The organism is Mycobacterium sp. 1164966.3, from assembly GCF_001665395.1.
Lineage (GTDB): Bacteria > Actinomycetota > Actinomycetes > Mycobacteriales > Mycobacteriaceae > Mycobacterium.
This window is the reverse complement of record NZ_LZSG01000006.1, coordinates 1-18,576: the sequence shown is the minus strand read 5'-3', so window position 1 is coordinate 18,576 and position 18,576 is coordinate 1. Positions and strand designations below refer to the sequence as shown.

At 65.2% G+C, this 18,576-nt stretch carries 15 protein-coding genes; 6 read left to right on the top strand and 9 right to left on the bottom strand.

Annotation, left to right across the window (positions count from 1 at the left end; genetic code table 11):
* Window positions 1-2: 2 nt before the first annotated feature.
* Entirely contained in the window at window positions 3-1,889 is a 1,887-nt protein-coding gene (gene typA, locus A9W99_RS03790; protein WP_067373678.1) for a translational GTPase TypA, read from the bottom strand.
* A 208-nt stretch (window positions 1,890-2,097) separates the two neighbouring features.
* Here typA and A9W99_RS03785 point away from each other — a divergent pair, with 208 nt between their 5' ends.
* Complete coding sequence (locus A9W99_RS03785; RefSeq protein ID WP_067373675.1) at window positions 2,098-2,346, top strand: type II toxin-antitoxin system Phd/YefM family antitoxin; 249 nt, start codon at window positions 2,098-2,100, stop codon at window positions 2,344-2,346.
* 1 nt (window position 2,347) lies between these two features.
* A complete protein-coding gene (locus A9W99_RS03780; protein WP_067373673.1) occupies window positions 2,348-2,743 on the top strand; it encodes a type II toxin-antitoxin system VapC family toxin in 396 nt (131 codons plus the stop codon).
* Window positions 2,744-2,775: 32 nt separating this feature from the next.
* Here the strand turns inward: A9W99_RS03780 and A9W99_RS03775 are convergent, their stop codons facing one another.
* The gene (locus tag A9W99_RS03775) at window positions 2,776-3,390 is read right to left on the bottom strand and encodes an NADPH-dependent F420 reductase (RefSeq protein ID WP_067373671.1); all 615 of its coding nucleotides are present in this window, start codon (window positions 3,388-3,390) and stop codon (window positions 2,776-2,778) included.
* A gap of 101 nt (window positions 3,391-3,491) precedes the next feature.
* Between A9W99_RS03775 and A9W99_RS03770 the strand changes: the two genes are divergently transcribed.
* Window positions 3,492-4,094, top strand: a complete 603-nt coding sequence (locus A9W99_RS03770; protein WP_067373669.1) for a TetR/AcrR family transcriptional regulator — start codon at window positions 3,492-3,494, stop codon at window positions 4,092-4,094.
* A 1-nt stretch (window position 4,095) separates the two neighbouring features.
* On the opposite strand, the gene narI is transcribed toward A9W99_RS03770, so the two are convergent.
* From narI to A9W99_RS03740, 6 genes are all read right to left on the bottom strand, one after another.
* Window positions 4,096-4,824 carry a respiratory nitrate reductase subunit gamma gene (gene narI / locus A9W99_RS03765; protein WP_067373720.1) on the bottom strand — a complete coding sequence of 243 codons (729 nt, stop codon included), beginning with the start codon at window positions 4,822-4,824 and terminating at the stop codon, window positions 4,096-4,098.
* A gap of 16 nt (window positions 4,825-4,840) precedes the next feature.
* Window positions 4,841-5,506, bottom strand: coding sequence for a nitrate reductase molybdenum cofactor assembly chaperone (narJ, locus tag A9W99_RS03760; RefSeq protein ID WP_067373664.1), 666 nt, complete (start codon window positions 5,504-5,506; stop codon window positions 4,841-4,843).
* Window positions 5,503-7,176 carry a nitrate reductase subunit beta gene (narH, locus tag A9W99_RS03755; protein WP_067373662.1) on the bottom strand — a complete coding sequence of 558 codons (1,674 nt, stop codon included), beginning with the start codon at window positions 7,174-7,176 and terminating at the stop codon, window positions 5,503-5,505. The genes narJ and narH overlap by 4 nt, the downstream gene beginning before the upstream one ends.
* Window position 7,177: 1 nt before the next feature.
* Window positions 7,178-10,858: a nitrate reductase subunit alpha gene (locus A9W99_RS03750; protein WP_067373659.1), complete on the bottom strand. Its 3,681-nt coding sequence runs from the start codon at window positions 10,856-10,858 to the stop codon at window positions 7,178-7,180.
* Window positions 10,859-11,158: 300 nt separating this feature from the next.
* A complete protein-coding gene (locus A9W99_RS03745) occupies window positions 11,159-11,551 on the bottom strand; it encodes a (deoxy)nucleoside triphosphate pyrophosphohydrolase (RefSeq protein ID WP_067373656.1) in 393 nt (130 codons plus the stop codon).
* A 45-nt stretch (window positions 11,552-11,596) separates the two neighbouring features.
* On the bottom strand, window positions 11,597-14,755 hold the full coding sequence (locus A9W99_RS03740; RefSeq protein WP_067373653.1) for an adenylate/guanylate cyclase domain-containing protein: 3,159 nt from the start codon (window positions 14,753-14,755) through the stop codon (window positions 11,597-11,599).
* Between the two features lie 492 nt (window positions 14,756-15,247).
* On the opposite strand from A9W99_RS03740, the gene A9W99_RS03735 reads away from it, so the two are divergent.
* The gene (locus A9W99_RS03735; RefSeq protein WP_067373648.1) at window positions 15,248-15,610 is read left to right on the top strand and encodes a DUF4189 domain-containing protein; all 363 of its coding nucleotides are present in this window, start codon (window positions 15,248-15,250) and stop codon (window positions 15,608-15,610) included.
* 301 nt (window positions 15,611-15,911) lie between these two features.
* A complete protein-coding gene (locus tag A9W99_RS03730) occupies window positions 15,912-16,196 on the top strand; it encodes a 4a-hydroxytetrahydrobiopterin dehydratase (RefSeq protein WP_067373645.1) in 285 nt (94 codons plus the stop codon).
* On the opposite strand, the gene A9W99_RS03725 is transcribed toward A9W99_RS03730, so the two are convergent.
* On the bottom strand, window positions 16,193-17,479 hold the full coding sequence (locus A9W99_RS03725; protein ID WP_067373642.1) for a mannosyltransferase: 1,287 nt from the start codon (window positions 17,477-17,479) through the stop codon (window positions 16,193-16,195). The two genes, A9W99_RS03730 and A9W99_RS03725, sit on opposite strands and share 4 nt — an antisense overlap.
* Before the next feature lie 177 nt (window positions 17,480-17,656).
* On the opposite strand from A9W99_RS03725, the gene A9W99_RS03720 reads away from it, so the two are divergent.
* Window positions 17,657-18,391, top strand: a complete 735-nt coding sequence (locus tag A9W99_RS03720; RefSeq protein WP_067373640.1) for a hypothetical protein — start codon at window positions 17,657-17,659, stop codon at window positions 18,389-18,391.
* Window positions 18,392-18,576: the final 185 nt, after the last annotated feature.

Genomic DNA, 18,576 nt, shown 5'->3' with positions numbered 1-18,576 from the left:
AGCTAACCCCGGGCCTTGGCCCGCGCCCTGCTACGGGCCCGCGCGGTGGCGTCCAGCTCGACCTTGCGGACCCGCACGATCTCCGGAGTCACCTCGACGCATTCGTCGGGCGAGCAGAACTCCATGGCCTGCTCCAGGTCGAGCTCGAGCGGCTTGGCCAGCGTCTCGATGACGTCGGCGGTCGACGACCGCATGTTGGTGAGCTTCTTCTCGCGAGTGACGTTGATGTCGAGATCCTCTGGGCGCGGGTTGATTCCGACGATCATGCCCTCGTAGGTGTCCTGACCGGGCTCGACGAAGAACTGGCCGCGGTCCGCGAGTTGCAGCAGCGCGAACGGGGTGATGGTGCCGGACCGATCGGACACCAGCGACCCGGTGTGGCGGGCCCGGATCTCGCCCGCCCACGGCCGGTAGCCGTCGAACACGGCGTTGGCGATGCCGGTGCCGCGAGTAAGGGTGAGGAAGTCGGTGCGAAAACCGATCAGACCGCGGCTGGGCACGATGAAGTCCATCCGGACCCAACCGGCGGCGTGGTTCTTCATCTCTTCCATGCGGCCTTTGCGGCCGGCCATCAATTGGGTGATGGCCCCAACGAATTCCTCGGGACAGTCGATCGTCATCGCCTCGAACGGCTCGTGCAGCTGACCGTCGATCGTCTTGGTGACCACCTGCGGCTTGCCGACGGTGAGCTCGAAACCCTCCCGGCGCATCGTCTCGACCAGCACCGCGAGCGCGAGCTCGCCGCGGCCTTGAACCTCCCACGCATCGGGCCGGCCGATGTCGACGACCCGGATCGACACGTTGCCCACCAGCTCCGTGTCCAGGCGGCTGCGGACCATGCGGGCGGTGAGCTTGTGTCCGGAAACCTTGCCGGCCAGCGGCGAGGTGTTGGTGCCGATGGTCACCGAGATGGCCGGCTCGTCGACGGTGATGCGCGGCAGGGCGTGGGCGTGGTCGGGGTCGGCCAGCGTGTCACCGATCATGATGTCGGGCAGTCCCGCCACGGCCACGATATCGCCGGCGACAGCCTCGTCAGTGGCGCTGCGCTCGACGCCCTCGGTGGCGAGCAACTCGGTGATCTTCGCGCTGGTGATGACGGGCAAACCGTCGACCTCGCGCATCCAGGCCACCTGTTGGCCCTTGCGCAGCTTGCCGTTGTAGATGCGGACCAGAGCGAGCCGGCCGAGGAACGGGGAGGCGTCGAGGTTGGTGACCAGGGCCTGCAGCGGCGCCTCGGGGTCGCCTTTCGGTGGCGGTACGTGGTCCAGGAGCACGTCGAACAGTGGGTCGAGGTTGGTGCCGTCGGGCACCTGGCCGTCTGTCGGTTGCGTGGTGCTGACCACGCCGGCCCGTCCGGACGCATACAGGGTCGGCAGGCCCAGCGCGTGTTCGGCCGCCTTCGCGGCTTCGTCGTCGAGATCGGAGGCGACGTCGAGCAGCAGGTCGTGGCTGGCGTCGACCACCTCGGCGATACGCGCGTCGGGCCGGTCGGTCTTGTTGACGACGAGGATCACCGGCAGATGCGCTGCCAGGGCCTTGCGCAGCACGAATCGTGTCTGCGGCAGCGGGCCCTCGGAGGCGTCGACCAGCAGCAGTACCCCGTCCACCATGGAGAGTCCGCGCTCCACCTCGCCGCCGAAGTCGGCGTGGCCGGGGGTGTCGATCACGTTAATGACCGTCACTGTTCCGTCTTCGTGGTGGCGGTGTACGGCGGTGTTCTTGGCCAGGATTGTGATGCCCTTCTCACGTTCCAGGTCGCCGGTGTCCATCACGCGTTCCTGCACTTCACCGCGTTCGTGTAGGGCGCCGGACTGCCGCAACATCGCGTCGACCAGCGTGGTCTTGCCGTGGTCGACGTGCGCGACGATGGCGACATTGCGGAATGGCACGTCGGTGATTGTGGCAGCGAGGACGTTAGATAGCGAACTTGACAGGGCGGCTTGTCGGCTGCCTGATGGGCGGGAGCCATTCATTCTGCGTCTATGGCGCTCGCCTCTCACACTTCTACACCCTGGACGCAGGATGGATGCCCTGGCTGCACGGACGGCGTTGCCGGCACCTGTAGCAAACCGTAGCTCATCCTGCTACACTTCGCGTATGGCAAGGACAATCGCTCAGCGCGATCTCCGCAATGACAACGCCAAAGTGATCGATGCGGTAACCGCCGGCCAGACGTTCATCGTGACGCGCAATGGTGAACCGGTGGCCGAACTTCGACCAATACGGGTCGTTCGCCGCACGTTCATCACTCGAGATGAAGTCGCGGGGCTGGCCAGGGCAGCGGTGCGCATCGATCATCGCCGTTTCCGCGCCGACCTCGACCGGTTGATCGATCAGAGTCTCTGAGGTGACATCCGGACTCTTGGATACCTCGGTCGTGATCGACTGGCATGATCCGGCAGTCGTGGCAGCACTGCCCGACGAGATGGCGATTTCGGCCATTACCGCCGCCGAGCTAACCGCCGGTCCGCTGCTGACCACGACGCCGATCGAGGCGGCCAAGCGCCAGAGCCGGCTTCAGGAGGTGGAATCGAGACTCGAGCCCATCCCGTTCGACGCTGTGGCCGTGCGAAGCTACGGACTCATCGTCGCCGCCGTAATACGCCAAGGGCGAAGGCCAAGAAGTAGATTCGCCGATCTGCTGATCGCTGCCACCGCGCACGCCAATCACCTGGATCTCTACAGCCGAAACCCCAATGACTTCACCGGGCTCGAGGGACTGATCCGCGTCGTCGCGGTATGAGAGCGTGCCTGGTCGAATGCGGACCGACGCCGTCAGCCGCGGTTGTGAGCTACCAGGACGAAATCCCGGCCTCGACCACCGGTGAATGCGAGCAGACCCCAGTACAGTGCCGCCTGCTCGAGCAGCGCGGCATTCTCGAGGCCGCCGACCGCGAGGGCATCGAAACCCATTTCGCGGGCCAGTTCGACCACCCGATCGCGCACACCATCGTCGTCGGCGGCCACCGGCAATACCGGCGCGACGCCGCCCGGCAGCGAAGGGTCGGCCATGTGCTCGACGCCTAGGACACCGAACGCCTTCGCCACTCGCACTCCGGTGGCGACCAAGCTCTGCACCAACGCGTTTCCGCTGGCATGTCCGTCCGGGACGGTTTCGCCGAATGGGTTGGTCGCGTCGATCAGCACGTCGCCGTCGCTCAGGCCGAGACGGGGTACCACGTCGGCGACCGCTGGGAACGGCACCGCCAGGATGGTCAGGTCGCTGCCCTTCGCGCACCCGTCGATGGCGATGGCCGTGGCACCCGGCGGTACGTCGACGGCCTTGTTGCGCACCGCGAATCGCACTCGGTGGCCGTGGCCGAGGAGATTCGTCCCCAGTGCGGTACCGACGGGCCCGGCTCCCACGATTGTCACCGTCTGCGCAGCCATCCCCGCTCCTTCTATTGGTTACGCTACAGGGCTGTAGCGCAACCTAGGGTAGCGCCAAAACGCTGCGGTTTCAATACGCTGCAGTGCTGTAACTTAACAGGATGGGCAATCCGTCGAATCCTGTTCCCGGCGGCCGGCCTCGCGACCAGGCCATCGACGAAGCGGTGCTGCAGGCGGCGCTCCAGGCCCTGGCCCGCGACGGGCTCACCGGCCTGTCGATGACGAAGGTCGCTGCCAGCGCCGGCACCACGCGAACCGCAATCTATCGTCGTTGGCCAACCAAGACGGCCCTGGCCGTGGCCGCGGTTGCGCGGCTCGCCCAGGCCGACCGGCCCCCCGTGACGGGAGACCCGTTTACCGACTTGGTCGCCGAACTCTCGCATTTCCGGCAGCGCATCAGCGAAGCCGGATCACTGCCGCTGGCCGGGGCAATCCTGGCCGATGCAGCAGAACCTGATGTTCGTCGCGCCTACCTGGATCAGATCGTCGCGCCCCGGCGGGCCCGCTTTCAGGCGCTGCTGCAGGCCGGCATCGACCGTGGTGAACTACCCGCCGATGCTGACGTAGCGCAGGCCGGTGCGAGCCTCACTGGATCTTGGTATGCCTACCAGCTTGCCGGCACCACCCCGCCCGACGACTGGCCGCTGCGAACGGCCGCCTTTGTCTGGCGCGGCTGCGGCGGCACGCCGCCACCCCCAAGGTGACTTACCAACCGCGGCGGCGGGGCGCTGTGCCCACCAACTGCTTTCCCGCGACATCGCGACTGCGGTAGACGATGTAGGGCCGGAACAGGTAGCCGAATGGCGCGCTGAACGCATGCACCAACCGAGTGAACGGCCACAGCGCGAACAGCGCCAGCGCGATCACCACATGTATCTGGTAGTAGAACGCCGCGTGTGCCATAAGATCCCCACGCGGGTCCAGGATCCAGATCGACCGGAACCAGATGGACACCTTCTGGCGGTAGTCGTGCAGCTCGCCGAAATGCGTGGCGCCCGCCAGGGTGCAGCACATCCCCGCGACCAACGCGCACGTCAAAACCAGGTACATCAGTTTGTCGTTGCGGGTGGTGGCCAGGTACACCGGCTCGCGAGTGCGCCGCCGGTAGATCAACAATCCGATACCGAGTAGCGTGGCCGCGCCGGCGGGAACGCCGAGCAGCAGCGCCTGCAGGTGATACAGGTGATCGGTCAAACCGATTTTGCGAGTGAACCATTCGGGGACGAACAAACCCAAGACGTGGCCCATGATCACCGCCAAGCTGCCGAAATGGAACAGCGGGTTGGCGATGGACAGCAACCGCGACTCGTAGATCTGCGACGAACGCGTGGTCCAGCCGAACTTGTCGTAGCGATACCGCCACCAGGCGCCGACAGTCGCAATCGCCATCACGACGTAGGGCACGTCGTCCCAGAAGATCTCGAGTAACTTCATGTGGACCTGGGCCACGTCAGTCCCCTTCGGTGCGCCTGGGCGGAACAGTCAAGGTAAACGGTTGCAGGCCAACGGCTTCCGCGGGAGGGCCGGCCTGCGCCAAACGCTGGGCCCGGCGCACGTCCTGGTCGGTGGCGGCGGGCAGCGTCTCGCAGACCGCGGCCACCGCATGCTGGTATACAGAACCGTTGTCCGCCAGCGCTTTTCGCAACACGTCGATCGGCACCCGGTGCTCGATCAGCAGCCGGCGTCCAGCCTCGGGGTCGACAGTCGCGGCGAATTCCAGCACCACGGGCAGGTGGTCGGGCGCCTCGGTCTGCGGCGGCGCCACCCCCGCGTCACGGTAGGCGGACGCGAAACCCAGCATCTCCCGGCCGCGGTTGCGGGTGTCCCCGGCCGTCCAGTACGTCAGATACATGGTGGCGCGCCGCCTCATGTCGAAGGTCTCGACGTAGTCGGCAGCGGCGGCCATCGGGTCGCGAGTCCGCAACTCGGCGAGCGTCTTCTGCAGCAGCACCGCCGCAGCGCCGCCGATATGACCCAGCAGTTCCTCGACCATGTCGAGCCGCTCGGTCTGACCGTCATCCGGGTAGGCCAGCAGCAGCGAGGCGGCCTGCCATACCAGACGGTCTTGCACCGCCCGGCCGCCCGCCCGGTCCCGTACCGCCGAGAGAAACCTCATCGTCTGGACTCCGGGAACAGTCCTTCGGGCGCTCCGTGGCCGTCCCACGTGAGCAGGTTGACCCGGGAGCGGCCGCCTCCGCCCTTGCCGCCGGCGGCCACTGGCTCACCGTGCTGGCGCTGTTGCAGGGCGTGAAAGGTCTCCACGGCGATCGGCACCGGAAAGCCGCTGCCCTCGCCGAACGGACCGGATTCATACATTCCCGGCCCGCCGTCGAACGACAACGAACACCCTAGCTCCTCCGCCATCGCGGCTGCCGGTACGTCCGCCACATAGGCGGTCGGAATGACATAGCGCTCTTCGTATTTCGCGACAGCCAGCAACCGGTACATGTTGTAGATCTGTTCTTCGGTCATGCCGACGGACTGCGGGATGTGCGGCTGGGTTTCGCGGCCCAGGTTGATGTCGCGCATGTAGGACCGCATGGCCGCCAGCCGGCGCAGCACATTTCCGACGACTTCGGTGTCACCGGCGGTGAACAGCTCGGCCAGGTATTGGATCGGAATACGCAGCGTCTCCAGGGCGCCGAAGAGATTGCCCAGGTCCTCGCCGTCGTGACCGTCGTGGCTGATCGCGTCGACCACCGGCGATAGCGGCGGGATGTACCAGACCATCGGCATGGTCCGGTACTCCGGGTGCAGTGGCAGCGCCACCCGGTAGGTGTTGATCAACGCGTAAACCGGTGAGCGCTGGGCCGCCTCGATCCACTCGTCGGAAATGCCCTCGGCCCGTGCGCCTGCGATCACCGCGGGGTCGTGCGGGTCCAACAGGATCTGACGCTGCGCCTCGTAGAGGTCGGTGTCGTTTTCCACCGAAGCCGCTTCCAGCACCCGGTCGACGTCATAGAGCACCAGCCCGAGATACCGCAGCCGTCCCACACAGGTTTCCGAGCACACCGTGGGCAGCCCGACCTCGATGCGCGGGTAGCACAGGGTGCACTTCTCGGCCTTACCGGTTTTGTGGTTGAAATACACCTTCTTGTAAGGACATCCGGACACGCACATGCGCCAGCCGCGGCAGCGGTCCTGGTCGACAAGCACAATGCCGTCCTCGGTGCGCTTGTACATCGCGCCCGACGGGCAAGACGCCACGCATGACGGGTTCAGACAGTGCTCGCAGATCCGCGGCAGATAGAACATGAAGGTCTCTTCGAGCTTCAGCTTCACCTCTTCGCTGACCTGGCTGACCTTCTTGAGGATCGGATCGTGAGGCACGATTTCCGTTGAGCCGGCAAGATTGTCGTCCCAGTTGGGGCCCCACGACACCTTCATCTGCTCGCCGCTGAGCTGGCTTCGCGGCGCGGCCGTTGGGAAAGTGTCACCCGCCGGAGCCTGCGTGAGGTTTTCGTAGTCGTAGGTCCACGGCTCGTAATAGTCGTTGATGGTCGGCAACCGGGGGTTGGCGAAAATCCGCAGCAGCTTTTCGAATCGGCCGCCATCACGTAACCGCAGTCGGCCTTTCTTGTCCCGTACCCATCCGCCCCGCCACCTGTCCTGGTCCTCGTAGGTGCGCGGATAGCCAACGCCCGGGCGGGTTTCGACGTTGTTGAACCACACGTACTCGGTCCCGGAGCGGTTGGTCCAAGCCTGCTTGCAGGTCACCGAGCAGGTATGGCAGCCAATACATTTGTCGAGGTTCATCACCATCGCCATCTGCGCCATTACTTTCATGTCAGTAATGCACCTCCTGGCTGCGACGGCGCACCACGGTCACCTCGTCGCGCTGGTTGCCGGTGGGACCCAGGTAATTGAACCCGAATGAGTGCTGTCCGTAGCCACCGGCCAGATGGCTGGGCTTGATTCGTACCCGGGTCAGCGCATTGTGGTTGCCGCCGCGCTTGTTATTGGTCTCGGTACGTGGCGTGTCGACGGTGCGTTCCTGTACGTGGTAGACGAACACCACGCCGTCGGGCATGCGGTGCGAGACGATGGCGCGGCCCACGTAGATGCCGTTGGCATTCACCGCCTCGACCCAATCATTGTCGCGCACATTGATTTTCGCCGCGTCTCCCGGGCTCATCCACATGGTGGGACCACCGCGGGACAACGACAACATGTACAGGTTGTCCTGGTAGGTGGAGTGGAACGACCACTTCGAGTGTGGCGTCAAATACCGCACGGTGAGCCCGATTCCGTCGGTTGTGGGTCCCAGCTGCGGCTGGTCGAACAATCGCGCCATGTCCAGCGGCGGCCGGTAGACGGGTAGCTGTTCACCGAGCTCCTCGATCCAGTCGTGGGCGAGGTAGAAATGCATGCGGCCGGTCAGGGTATGGAACGGCTTGAGGTGCTCGATGTTGATGGTGAACGGGGCGTAGCGACGGCCACCGGTTTCGCTGCCGGACCATTCCGGGCTGGTGACCACTGGGACCGGGCGCGCCTGGGTGTCGGCATAGGTGATGCGTTTTTCCTCGCTGCCCTCGGCCAGGTGCGCCAGCCGCTGGCCGGTTCGCTTTTCCAGCTCGAGGAAACCTTCGACGGCCAGGCGGCCGTTGCAGGTGCCGGACAGGGCGAGTATCACGTCAGCCATCCGTGCGGCGGTGGTGATCGCCGGACGGCCCGCGGCCGCACCGGAATTCATCACCCCGAACTTGGCGGCCAGCTCGCTGACCTCACGGAAGGGATGCACGGTGACACCCTTCACGGTGATCCCGAACTGGTCGACGAGCGGCCCCAGCGTCACCCACTTGTCGTAGATCGCCGCATAGTCGCGCTCCACCACGGTCACCTTGCTCATCGACCGGCCCGGCACCGGCACGTCATCGCTGTGCGACCAGTCGTGTTCGGTGCCATCGGGATAGGCCATCGCGTCCGCCGTGTCGTGCTGCAGCGCGGTCAGCACCACGTCGTTGCGGGTGCCGAGATGACGGCGCGCCATCGCGCTGAATACCCGGGCGATGGTGCCGAATGCCTCGAAGTCCGTACGGGTTTCCCACGGAGGGTCGATCGCGGGACTGAATGCGTGCACGTAGGGATGCATGTCGGTACTGGACAGATCTTCCTTCTCGTACCACGTCGCCGCCGGCAGCACCATGTCGGACACCAACGTCGTCGACGTCATCCGGAAGTCGATGGACATCATCAAGTCCAGCTTGCCTTCGGGAATCTCACCATCCCGGACCACGTCACTGGGGAGCACGCCGCTGACCCGGGGCTTGGCCAGAATGTTGGAATCCGTGCCGAGCAGATGCTTGAGGAAGAACTCGCCGCCCTTGCCCGACGAGCCGATCAGATTGGACCGCCAAACGCTAAGCACCCGTGGCCAATTGGCCGGGTTGTCGGGGTCGGTGACCGCCAGTTTCAGCTTGCGCTGGGCGAGTTGCTCGGCGACGTATTCGGCGGCATCGCGGCCGGCCTCCTGCGCTTCGTCGGCGACATCCAGGCTGGACCGGTCGAACTGCGGATAGAACGGGCTCCAACCCATCGCAGTTGCCGACGCCATCACGTCGATCGTGTGCCGGCCGTCGAACCTGCCGCGGCCCAACGGGCTGGTGAGCTTCGCGGCGCCGTAGGAGTCGTAGCGCCACTGATCGGTGTGGACGTACCAGTACGACGCGCCGGGCACCTGCCTCGGCGGACGCGACCAGTCGCTGGCATTCGCCATCGTCTGCCACCCGCTCAGCGGCCGTACCTTTTCCTGGCCGACGTAGTGCGCCCAGCCGCCGCCGTTGCGTCCCATCGATCCGGTCAGCAGCAGCAGCGCCAGCACCGAGCGATACATCACGTCGCTGTGGAACCAGTGGCAGATGCCACCGCCCATGATGACCATGGATCGCCCACCGGATTCCTCGGCATTGCGGGCGAATTCCTTGGCTACCCGGATGGCTTGGGCCGCAGGCACTCCGGTGATCGATTCCTGCCAGGCCGGCGTGTTCTGCTGGCCGGGGTCGTCGTAGCCGGTGGGCCACTCGCCGGGCAATCCCTCACGCCGGACTGCGTAGTGGGCCAGCATCAGGTCGAACACCGTGCACACCAGATGCTCGCCGACCCGGCGCACCGGCACACCACGTGTGACGCTCTCACCGTGGCCGTCGATGGTGTCGAAGCTCGGCAGGTCAACGAGTTTGGCTTCGTCAGAGCCCTGGACACTGAGAGCTGGCACGACGGCGCCCAGGTCCAGGTTCCACTTGCCCACACCGTCTTCGCCGTAGCGGAATCCCAGTGAGCCATGCGGTATGACGACCTCGCCGGTGACCTCGTCGATCAGTGCGGGTTTGAAGGCCGAGTTCTCGACTTCCTCACCAATGTCGGCCGCAGTCAGGAACTTTCCGGGCACCAACGCGTCGCCGCGCTGCTCCAGCTTGATCAGGAAGGGCAAATCGGTGTAGCGGCGGACATAGTCGACGAAAAACGGGACCTGGTTGCGCACATAGCATTCCGAGAGGATCACATGCCCCATCGCCATGGCCAAAGCGGCGTCGGTGCCGGCGGCACACCGCATCCACTCGTCGGCGAACTTGGTGTTGTCAGCGTAATCAGGGCTGACCACAACCACTTTGGCGCCGCGGTAGCGGGCTTCTGCCATCCAATGCGCATCGGGCGTGCGGGTGATCGGGACGTTGGAACCCCACATCACCAAATACGATGCATCCCACCAGTCTCCGGATTCGGGAACGTCGGTCTGGTCGCCGAAGACCTGCGGCGAAGCCACCGGCAGATCGGCGTACCAGTCGTAGAACGACGTCATCACGCCGCCGAGCAGTGAGACGAACCGGGACCCCGCCGCGTGGCTGACCATCGACATCGCCGGAATCGGGGTAAAACCGGCAATTCGGTCCGGGCCATAAGTCTTGATGGTGTGCACGTGGGCCGCGGCGATGATCTCGCTGGCTTCCGCCCATGTCACCCGGATCAGCCCACCCTTACCCCGCGCCTGTTGATAGCGGCGACGGCGCTCGGGGTCGGCCTGGATGTCGGCCCACGCCAGCACCGGATCCCCCAGGCGGGCCTTGGCCTCGCGGAACATCTGGACCAACACACTCCGGGCATAGGGATAGCGGACCCGGGTCGGCGAGTAGCTATACCAAGAGAACGACGCGCCGCGGGGACAGCCGCGCGGCTCGTACTCCGGCCGGTCGGGGCCTACCGATGGATAGTCGGTCTGCTGGGTCTCCCAGGTGATGATCCCGTCCTTGACGTAGATCTTCCACGAGCACGACCCGGTGCAATTGACGCCGTGCGTGGAACGAACCACCTTGTCGTGGCTCCACCGGTCCCGGTAGAACACGTCGCCTTCACGCCCGCCCTGCCGGGTGACGGTACGCAGATCCGATGAGATCTGACCCGGCGTGAAAAACCGCCCGCTGCGCTCCAGCAGCTCCTCGATCACTCCCCCGACGTGAGGCGTGACGGTCAAGAGATAGCCCCCCTACCTGCTAATACTTCCCCCTGTTGCCCCTGTCGCCTGGCCTGACTGCGTGATCCGGCCGGGACCGACTCTATAGCTTGCGCAGCCATCACACCCGCAGGCTTCTGGCCGAAGAGACGCCAACCTGCGGCGTGGGAAACGCCGCCGCAGAAAACCGTCGGGATCACTGCCGACAATCCAAATCCAGGTCAAGTGTTTGTATGGCGTACGGTTCCATTTTGCCATTCGGTGGCTGCATCCGCGCTGTGGACAGCCTGAATGGAAGCTGTGTGGTTGTTTCGAGGTTCCTCAAAGAGCTTGGGCCAAATCCCGCAGCCAGGCGCGGTCGGCGGGCACCCAGTCGACGTCGGGTAGTTCGGCCGCCGTCACCCAGCGCAACGCCCGGTGATCATGGGGATGCGGTTCGCCGCGAAGGAGTCGCACCCGGTAGGCCCGCAGCGTGGTGGTGTCGTTGAGCGGAATGTCCTCGCCCAGGCGGTCGCCCACCGCGAGGTCGCCCACTTCGACACCCAACTCCTCGGACAGCTCGCGGGCCAGAGCGTCGCGCTCGGTTTCGCCGGCCGCGACCTTGCCGCCGGGAAGTTCCCAGCGGCCCGCCAGCTCCGGCGGGCGGACCCGTTGCGCCACCAGGACCGTCGATTCGCAGATGACCGCGCCCGCGACAACGATCTGGGTCGGCATGGGCAGTCACGGTATACGGTCCGGGACGCCGGCGCGCACGGTCGTTCACATCGTCGCGGCCATTGCGCGGTGCGCCTCGAAGCCAGACGAATCTGCGAGGGCGCGGTAGCTAGTGACCAGATCGCGGTAGCTCGCGGGGTCGCCGATGGCGCGCGCGTGCAACGCCCGCAGCCGCAGCAGCAGAATGTCTCGCGCCACATACTCGTGGTCGAACTCGATGGCGGCCATCGTGTCGATCGCTTTCTCAGCTTCCCGGACATCTGTATCGCTACCGCGCAGCAGCAGGTTCTCCACCAGGACACCGGTGGCGAGAATGCACCACGCGAACTGCCGCGCCCGGAACAGATCCTGCACGCCGGCGCGAATTCGCGCGATGGCGCTGTCGCGATCGTTAGGCCGGGCGCTCGCGGCATAGACGTCGATGACAGCCAGCTGAGATGTATTGAACCGGTTCTGCAAGCACATCTCTCGGAGCTGTGCCAGCACTTCGAGTCCACGTTCACGGTCTGTTCGGGAATCACGGTGGACAAGCGCCAGGCCCAACGCCATTCGCGCGGTGCCTACCGTCATGTCGTCACCCAACCGCTCGGCGATGTGCAGCGCCTCGTCGATGTCGCGGAGTGCCGTGTCGTCGGCCGGCAGCAATCCCCACGTTATGGCCGGGCTGTAGATCACGTTGACGGCAAACGCATGTGACATCGGATCGGTGCTGCGCCCGATTTCGACGGCTTGTTTGAAATCCTCGCGCCACCCGTCGTAGCCCTGCGCCCAGCGAGCGAGACCCCGATACGCCAACGCCACCGCCAACGGCGATCCGAGGATGATGTTCCCCTTGGTCGAGTCGCCGCCGGCCAAGTCGATGACCCGCTGTGACCACTGCAGCGCGTCATATATCTCGCCGGTCTCGCACTTGGCGAGGATGGTGGCGAACGACAGTCCGACGATCAAGTCCGGATCGCCGACCGACTCGATCAGACCCATGCACTCAGACGCCAGCTGTGCTCCTTCCAGCACCCGGCCACGCATCATGTGCTCGTTGACCAGCCCTGCCATACCGATGGCCAGCGACGCCTGATCTCCGGCGAGAGCGCATAGCTGCCGAAGTTCCTCGAAGCGGGCAGAGGAGATATTGGCGTGTATCCGCCAGCTATTGCCGCACAGCAGTGTTCGTGGCGCGATACGCATCTCGGTATGGTCGGGGCTGTCGGCCGGCAAGGCGTCAGCGATTTGTCTTGCGCGCTCCCAATGCACCCGCGCGGCGACGATATCGCGCATTGCCGCCCACCTGCCTGCGCGCATGTGCCATGAGTACGCTGCCGAAACGTCGCCCGCAGCCTCCAGATGCTCGGCGATCACGGCCGCGTTCTCGTCGGCAGACGCCAGATCAGCCGCCTCGATCACAGCGAGGCGCCGATGCAGCGCTGCCCGATCGGATTTCAGCTGGGACTCGTAGGCAACCGTGCGAATCAGCGGATGGCGAAATGCGAATTCGGCACGCGGACCGAACTTCACCTCGTCGATCAGTTCAGCCGCCACCAGGTCCGTCAAGACCGGATTGATGCCCAGTTCGCTCAGCAGGTCGGTGCTGAAACGCGATCCGATCACAGACGCGGCGCCCAACACCTGCTTGGCCGAACGAGGCAGTCGGTCAATGCGGGCGGAGATGACAGCCTGCAACGTGGCCGGCACGTGGATCTCCGCGACGTGGACGCGGCATACGTGGGCACCGCGATCGCCTTCGAGAACTCCGCGCTCAGTCAGATCTCGCACCATCTCCTGTGCGAAAAACGGGTTACCAGCGGCGCTTTCGGCTATCAGAGCGGCGACGCCGCGGACGGAGGGGTCAGACCCCAGCAACTCGCGGATCAACGACAAAGTTTTCGAATCACTAAGGGGCCCAAGCGTTACGGTCTGGATGTCAGGTAGTTGCAGCAGCGCCCCGCGGTACTCTGGTCGAGACGTGATGAGCACCATGGCCCGGTTTTGCGGGATCATGCCGGCGAAGTCGACCAACATCGATTCGCTCACTTCGTCGATCCAGTGCACATCTTCGGTGATGTAGAGGGCCGGCGTCGGGTGATCTGTCGCAATTGTCTTGATCAGAGCGGTCAGACGACGCCGTCGCGCGTCCGGATCGATTCTCGGCATCTCCAGCTCGGCATCGCGAATGCCCAGCAGATCATCGAGTAACACGATGTCCTGCGGGTCGGCGGCCGAAAGCCGCGCGCGCACCCGCGCCCGCGCGGCATCCGCGTCCAGTCCCACTACCCGGACCACTGCCCGTAACAGCCGTGCCATCGCGTGGAACGGAATGTCACCCGCGTGCGATTCGCAGAAGGTCGAAAACACCTCGGCACCCCGTTGGAGCGCACTCTCTGCGGTCTCCCGCACGAGCCTCGTCTTACCGATTCCCGGCGGCCCCGACACGCTCACCACGCAGCCGAGTCCACTGATCGATCGGTTCAAGGCGTCCGCGACAGTGTCGATTTCCCGTTGCCGCCCAACGAAAGTCGAGTCGGGACGACCGGGCTGATGCTCCTGCTTCGCAATGGCATGCAAGCGCCACGCGGGCACCGGATGGTCGACACCCTTGATGGTCACCAGCTCCGGCTCGCTGAGCACGGTGCCGTGGCGGACCAGTCGTGCCGTCGATTCGCTGAGTAACACTCCACCGGCGGGCGCCACAGACTCCATGCGTTGCGCGACGCCCACCTGCTCACCGATCGCGGTGTAACCCAACGCATGTGAGCCGACATCGCCGGCGATCACCCGACCGGAATTAAGGCCGATTCGTAGGTGAAGTACGACGCCGTCCCGGCGGTCGATCTCGATCGCCAGCCGTTTGACCTCCTCCTGGATGCCCAGCGCAGCCAGGCACGCGCGAAGAGCATGGTCTTCTAGTGCCAGTGGTGCTCCGAACACCGCCATGAGGCCGTCGCCGGTGAACTTGTCGATGGTGCCGCCGTAGCGCTGTACCACTACACCGGCGCGGTTGACCAGATCGGACATGATCTCGCGCAGCCGCTCCTCACCGACAGCCGCGGCGATGGTCATCGACTGCACGACGTCGGCGAAAAGCACCGTCACCTGCTTGTACTCAGCTGGTCTGCTGGCTCGCTCGATCGATGCACCGCAGGCGTGACAAAATCGGGCGTTCGCCAGCAAGTCGCTGCCACACGACTCACAGGCGCACGGTGCTGTCATGTGGCCCTCGCCCGTCTCGGATGCCCCGATGGGCCCAGGATAGGCTGCGTCGGGGCGACGTCGTGCCGGTATCGGGAGATTGACGAGCTCGTCTTGGTCCCGTGTACCGAGCGTTTCGAACGAATGCCCGCGATATTGCTATTGAACCGGAAACGCAAGTCGCAGGCCGGGACTCGCAGAATTGTCAGGTTGGCTCGGCTACTCTTCGGTCGCGTCTCCCCGAGCCCGGAATGCCAAGTCAGGGCGGACGTGTGTACCCGGAATATGAGTGTGATATGGCGAGTAATCCGACTTAGCCGGCAAACCTCAAGCGTGTAAGACAGCGTTTGCAAAAAGAACTGCACGGGTGAAGTTGGGAAGCGCGTGGGCGTTCAAAGGATGAATTTTGCAAAACATGCCGCCGATTAGTTGTCTCAGAGATATGGTGCCGACGTACGCACTTCGGGGATGGATACCGAACATAGAAGACATCAACGCTGAAAGGGGCCTCACATGAATCGATTCGTTCTGGCCGCCGCCGTCGGTGCCGGGCTGAGTGTGGGACTTGCCTGCCCCGCGAATGCCGCCGGCAATTGGGCTGCCATCGCCTACTCGCCGACCGCCGATTACTCGTATACCTCATACGGCCCGGAGTCGCAGTCCGAAGCCGAGCAAGACGCTCTCAAGAATTGTTCCGCCAAAGGCAACGACTGCAAAATTCTGGCCTCATCGGCGAACTGTGTCGCCTTGACGGACGACGGCAAAAGTGTGCACGGCGGCTCGGGGACAACCGCTCAGGAAGCGGTCAATGACGCGCTTGCCCGCAGCGGGAGCGGGGCTAAAGTGCGAGCCAGCAAGTGCTCGACTGATCCCTAAGTCTCCATAAGCCGAAGGCCGTCATAACTTTCACCTCGCCGGGTGCGCCTTTCGCGCACCCGGCTTAGTGTCTTTTGGTTTTGTCCTCCGCCGAAAGGACGGGGCGGAAGGGCATGCTCCAAGTCATTGCGCCGTTATGCTTCGACGAATCTGTTTACAACTGCATGTATTCGCCCGCCGCGCTGAGGTCACCGTGTTAGGTTGCCGGCTCTGGCGGGTAGGTGGTTACGTATAACGGTATTGGTTCGTCACCCCGGTTTCGTTGATTTTGCTGGGGTGGGTACATCGCACAGGGGTTTAAATGGCTGTGTTATCGGATGAGGAAGTAGACGCCGCCCTGCCCGACCTGAACGGCTGGGAGCGTGCCGACGGAACTCTGCGCCGGTCGATCAAATTTCCGAGTTTCATGGACGGCATCGACGCCGTGCGCCGGATCGCCGAGCACGCGGAGCGCAAGGATCATCACCCCGACATCGATATCCGTTGGCGGACAGTGACTTTCACTCTCGTTACACATTCCGAGGGTGGCATCACGAAGAACGACGTGGAGATGGCGCGCGATATCGACGGTATCGTCGGCGGCTAGGAGTCGACCCGCACAGCGGGGCGCTCGGCATCTGGACGCTCAGCGGCGCCGTCCCGCCTTCCGGCTGCGGCAATCCAGACGAAGGTCGCCAGCGCCGCCACTATGTAGACCAGCCCGGCCCAGGCCAGATACCAAGGCCGGCTGGCCACCCAGATGGTGGGTTGAACGAAGCTCAGCAACCACGGCACGCCAATGATCGTGAGCGCCAGCCAGCCCCAGCCGACAATCGACGCGCCTGGGCGCGCCCGCAGCGGCCCGTGAACCAGCCACATCATCAGCGGCACCAGCCAGACCCAATGGTGGGTCCACGAGATCGGCGAGAGCAGCAGCCCGAACAACTCGACCACGAGCAGCTTGCCGAGCCGGTCGTCGTCCAGCGCCCGCCAGGCCAGGATGGCCAGCACCGCGGTGACCGCGATCGCCGTCAAAACGAGCGGACCGAAACCGGCGTCGTGGCCCAGGAGGCGGGAGATGCCACCGCGCCAAGACTGATTGAACGAGGTAGCGATCGGCCCAACCCGGTGCGCGTCCCCCAGCAGGTCGGTGAAGTAGTACCGGGTTTGATCACCCACCGCCAGCACCGACACACCGATGGTGGCAAGAAACACGACCCCGGAAAACACGGCGGTTCCCCATCGCCGGACGCCGACGAAATAGACACCGGAGATCGCCGGCGTCAGTTTGATCCCGGCAGCCACGCCCACCAGCAGACCCGACAGCCACCACCGCGGGGTGTAAACCGCCCAGAGCACCCCGAGCATCAGGAAAACGTTGACCTGCCCGTAGTCGAACGTGCTGCGCAGCGGCTCGATCCACATGGTGACGGCCGTCCACAACATCGCGATCCGGTGCGAACCGGCGCCCAGCAACCGCTGGGTTATCCGGATCGCGCCGTAAAGCGCGGCCATCGTGGCGACTTGCCACAGAAGGGCAACCAGGCCGAACGGCAGCAGCTGCAGCGGGTAGAACACGACCGCCGCGAATGGCGGGTAGGTGAACGGCAGCGGGAAGTCGGGCGTCTGATCGGCGTACACGTAGCTGTACAAGGTGCCGGGATGATTGAGCGCAGCCGCCCCACCCAGGTAAACGTGCAGGTCGACGAAGTTGGCGCCGTGCCGAGACAGGTACGTCCAGGCCAGCCGCGCTGCGATGCTCACGATCAGCAGCAACGGCGCGGCGGTGCATAACCAAGTTGCCAGCCGCCGGGTGATTGGTGCCGCCGGGGCGGCCTGAATGGTGTCTACAACTAACGACTTTAGCGATCGCGACGGGTCCGATCGCATTCTGCGTCGTCACCGGGCCGAGTGGGTGAGGCGTAACTTTGCCGGTCGTCGCGGCCGGGTCACCGCCACCACACGTATGGGTAACGATCGAATAAATGCCACACGTGTCACTTGAGTCACTTCCGTATCAAAGTAACTTCGGCCCCGGGATCAGTCATCAAACAACCAGGGAGAGTCATGCCAACCATCTGGACCATCGTGCGGGCAGCCGCCGTCGTAGTCGGTTCATCAGCAGCTTTGCTGACCGGCGGTATCGCCCACGCCGACCCCGCGCCCGCACCGCCCCAAATTCCGAACATTCCGCAACAGCTGATCAGCTCGGCAGCCAATGCGCCGCAAATTCTGCAGAACCTCGCGACGGCCCTCGGCGCCACCCCGCCGGTTGCGCCGCCTTCCGCCCCCGGTATCAGCGCCACGTTGCCGGGCGTTCCGCCGGCTGCGGCCACCGCGCCCGCGCAAGCCGCAGCTCCCACCATTCCCGGGATCAACGCTCCGATTCCGGGGATATCGTCACCGGCAGCGGCCGCACCCACCCCCGCGCCCGCCGCAGCCCCGACTATTCCCGGGGTCAACGCTCCGCTTCCGGGGACACCCGCAGCCCCGGCTGCACCAGCGGTTCCGGCTGCCCCGGCGGCACCTGCGATTCCCGGACTGCCTTCCATCCCCGGCCTGACCGCCCCTGTCTCGCCTGCCTCGGCCGCGGTGCCGGCGTCCACCCCGGGTGTGCCGCAGGCGAAGGTCGACATGCCGGCGCTGCCGCCATACCTGCCGGTGAGCGTGCCACCGCAGATTTCGCTGCCGGCCGACCTTCCCGCGCTCACTTCGGGTGCGGTTCCGGGCGCACCGGCAGCGGCTGCACCCTCGCCCGCTGCAGCGCTCGGGCCCTCATCGCTGCTCTCGGCCCTGCCCTGAGCAGCTCCTGAGACGGCTAACCCACCAACGACGACCGGAGGACACCATGGCACGCACTTGGAATCTGTCCAAAGGTTTGGCCGTAGTCGTGACGGCGTGGGGGGGGGGGGGGGGGGGGGGGGCGCCCCCCCCCCCCCCCCCCCCCCCCCCCCCCCCCCCCCCCCCCCCCCCCCCCCCCCCACGCG

Bases quoted from the DNA above. Each gene is read 5' to 3' on its own strand.
- A9W99_RS03775 (WP_067373671.1), bottom strand. From the start codon at position 3,390: ATGGCTGCGCAGACGGTGACAATCGTGGGAGCCGGGCCCGTCGGTACC.
- A9W99_RS03770 (WP_067373669.1), top strand. From the start codon at position 3,492: ATGGGCAATCCGTCGAATCCTGTTCCCGGCGGCCGGCCTCGCGACCAG.
- narH (WP_067373662.1), bottom strand. From the start codon at position 7,176: ATGAAAGTAATGGCGCAGATGGCGATGGTGATGAACCTCGACAAATGT.
- A9W99_RS03735 (WP_067373648.1), top strand. From the start codon at position 15,248: ATGAATCGATTCGTTCTGGCCGCCGCCGTCGGTGCCGGGCTGAGTGTG.
- A9W99_RS03725 (WP_067373642.1), bottom strand. From the start codon at position 17,479: ATGCGATCGGACCCGTCGCGATCGCTAAAGTCGTTAGTTGTAGACACC.
- A9W99_RS03785 (WP_067373675.1), top strand. From the start codon at position 2,098: ATGGCAAGGACAATCGCTCAGCGCGATCTCCGCAATGACAACGCCAAA.
- narJ (WP_067373664.1), bottom strand. From the start codon at position 5,506: ATGAGGTTTCTCTCGGCGGTACGGGACCGGGCGGGCGGCCGGGCGGTG.
- A9W99_RS03745 (WP_067373656.1), bottom strand. From the start codon at position 11,551: ATGCCGACCCAGATCGTTGTCGCGGGCGCGGTCATCTGCGAATCGACG.
- A9W99_RS03720 (WP_067373640.1), top strand. From the start codon at position 17,657: ATGCCAACCATCTGGACCATCGTGCGGGCAGCCGCCGTCGTAGTCGGT.
- A9W99_RS03730 (WP_067373645.1), top strand. From the start codon at position 15,912: ATGGCTGTGTTATCGGATGAGGAAGTAGACGCCGCCCTGCCCGACCTG.
- A9W99_RS03740 (WP_067373653.1), bottom strand. From the start codon at position 14,755: ATGACAGCACCGTGCGCCTGTGAGTCGTGTGGCAGCGACTTGCTGGCG.
- narI (WP_067373720.1), bottom strand. From the start codon at position 4,824: ATGAAGTTACTCGAGATCTTCTGGGACGACGTGCCCTACGTCGTGATG.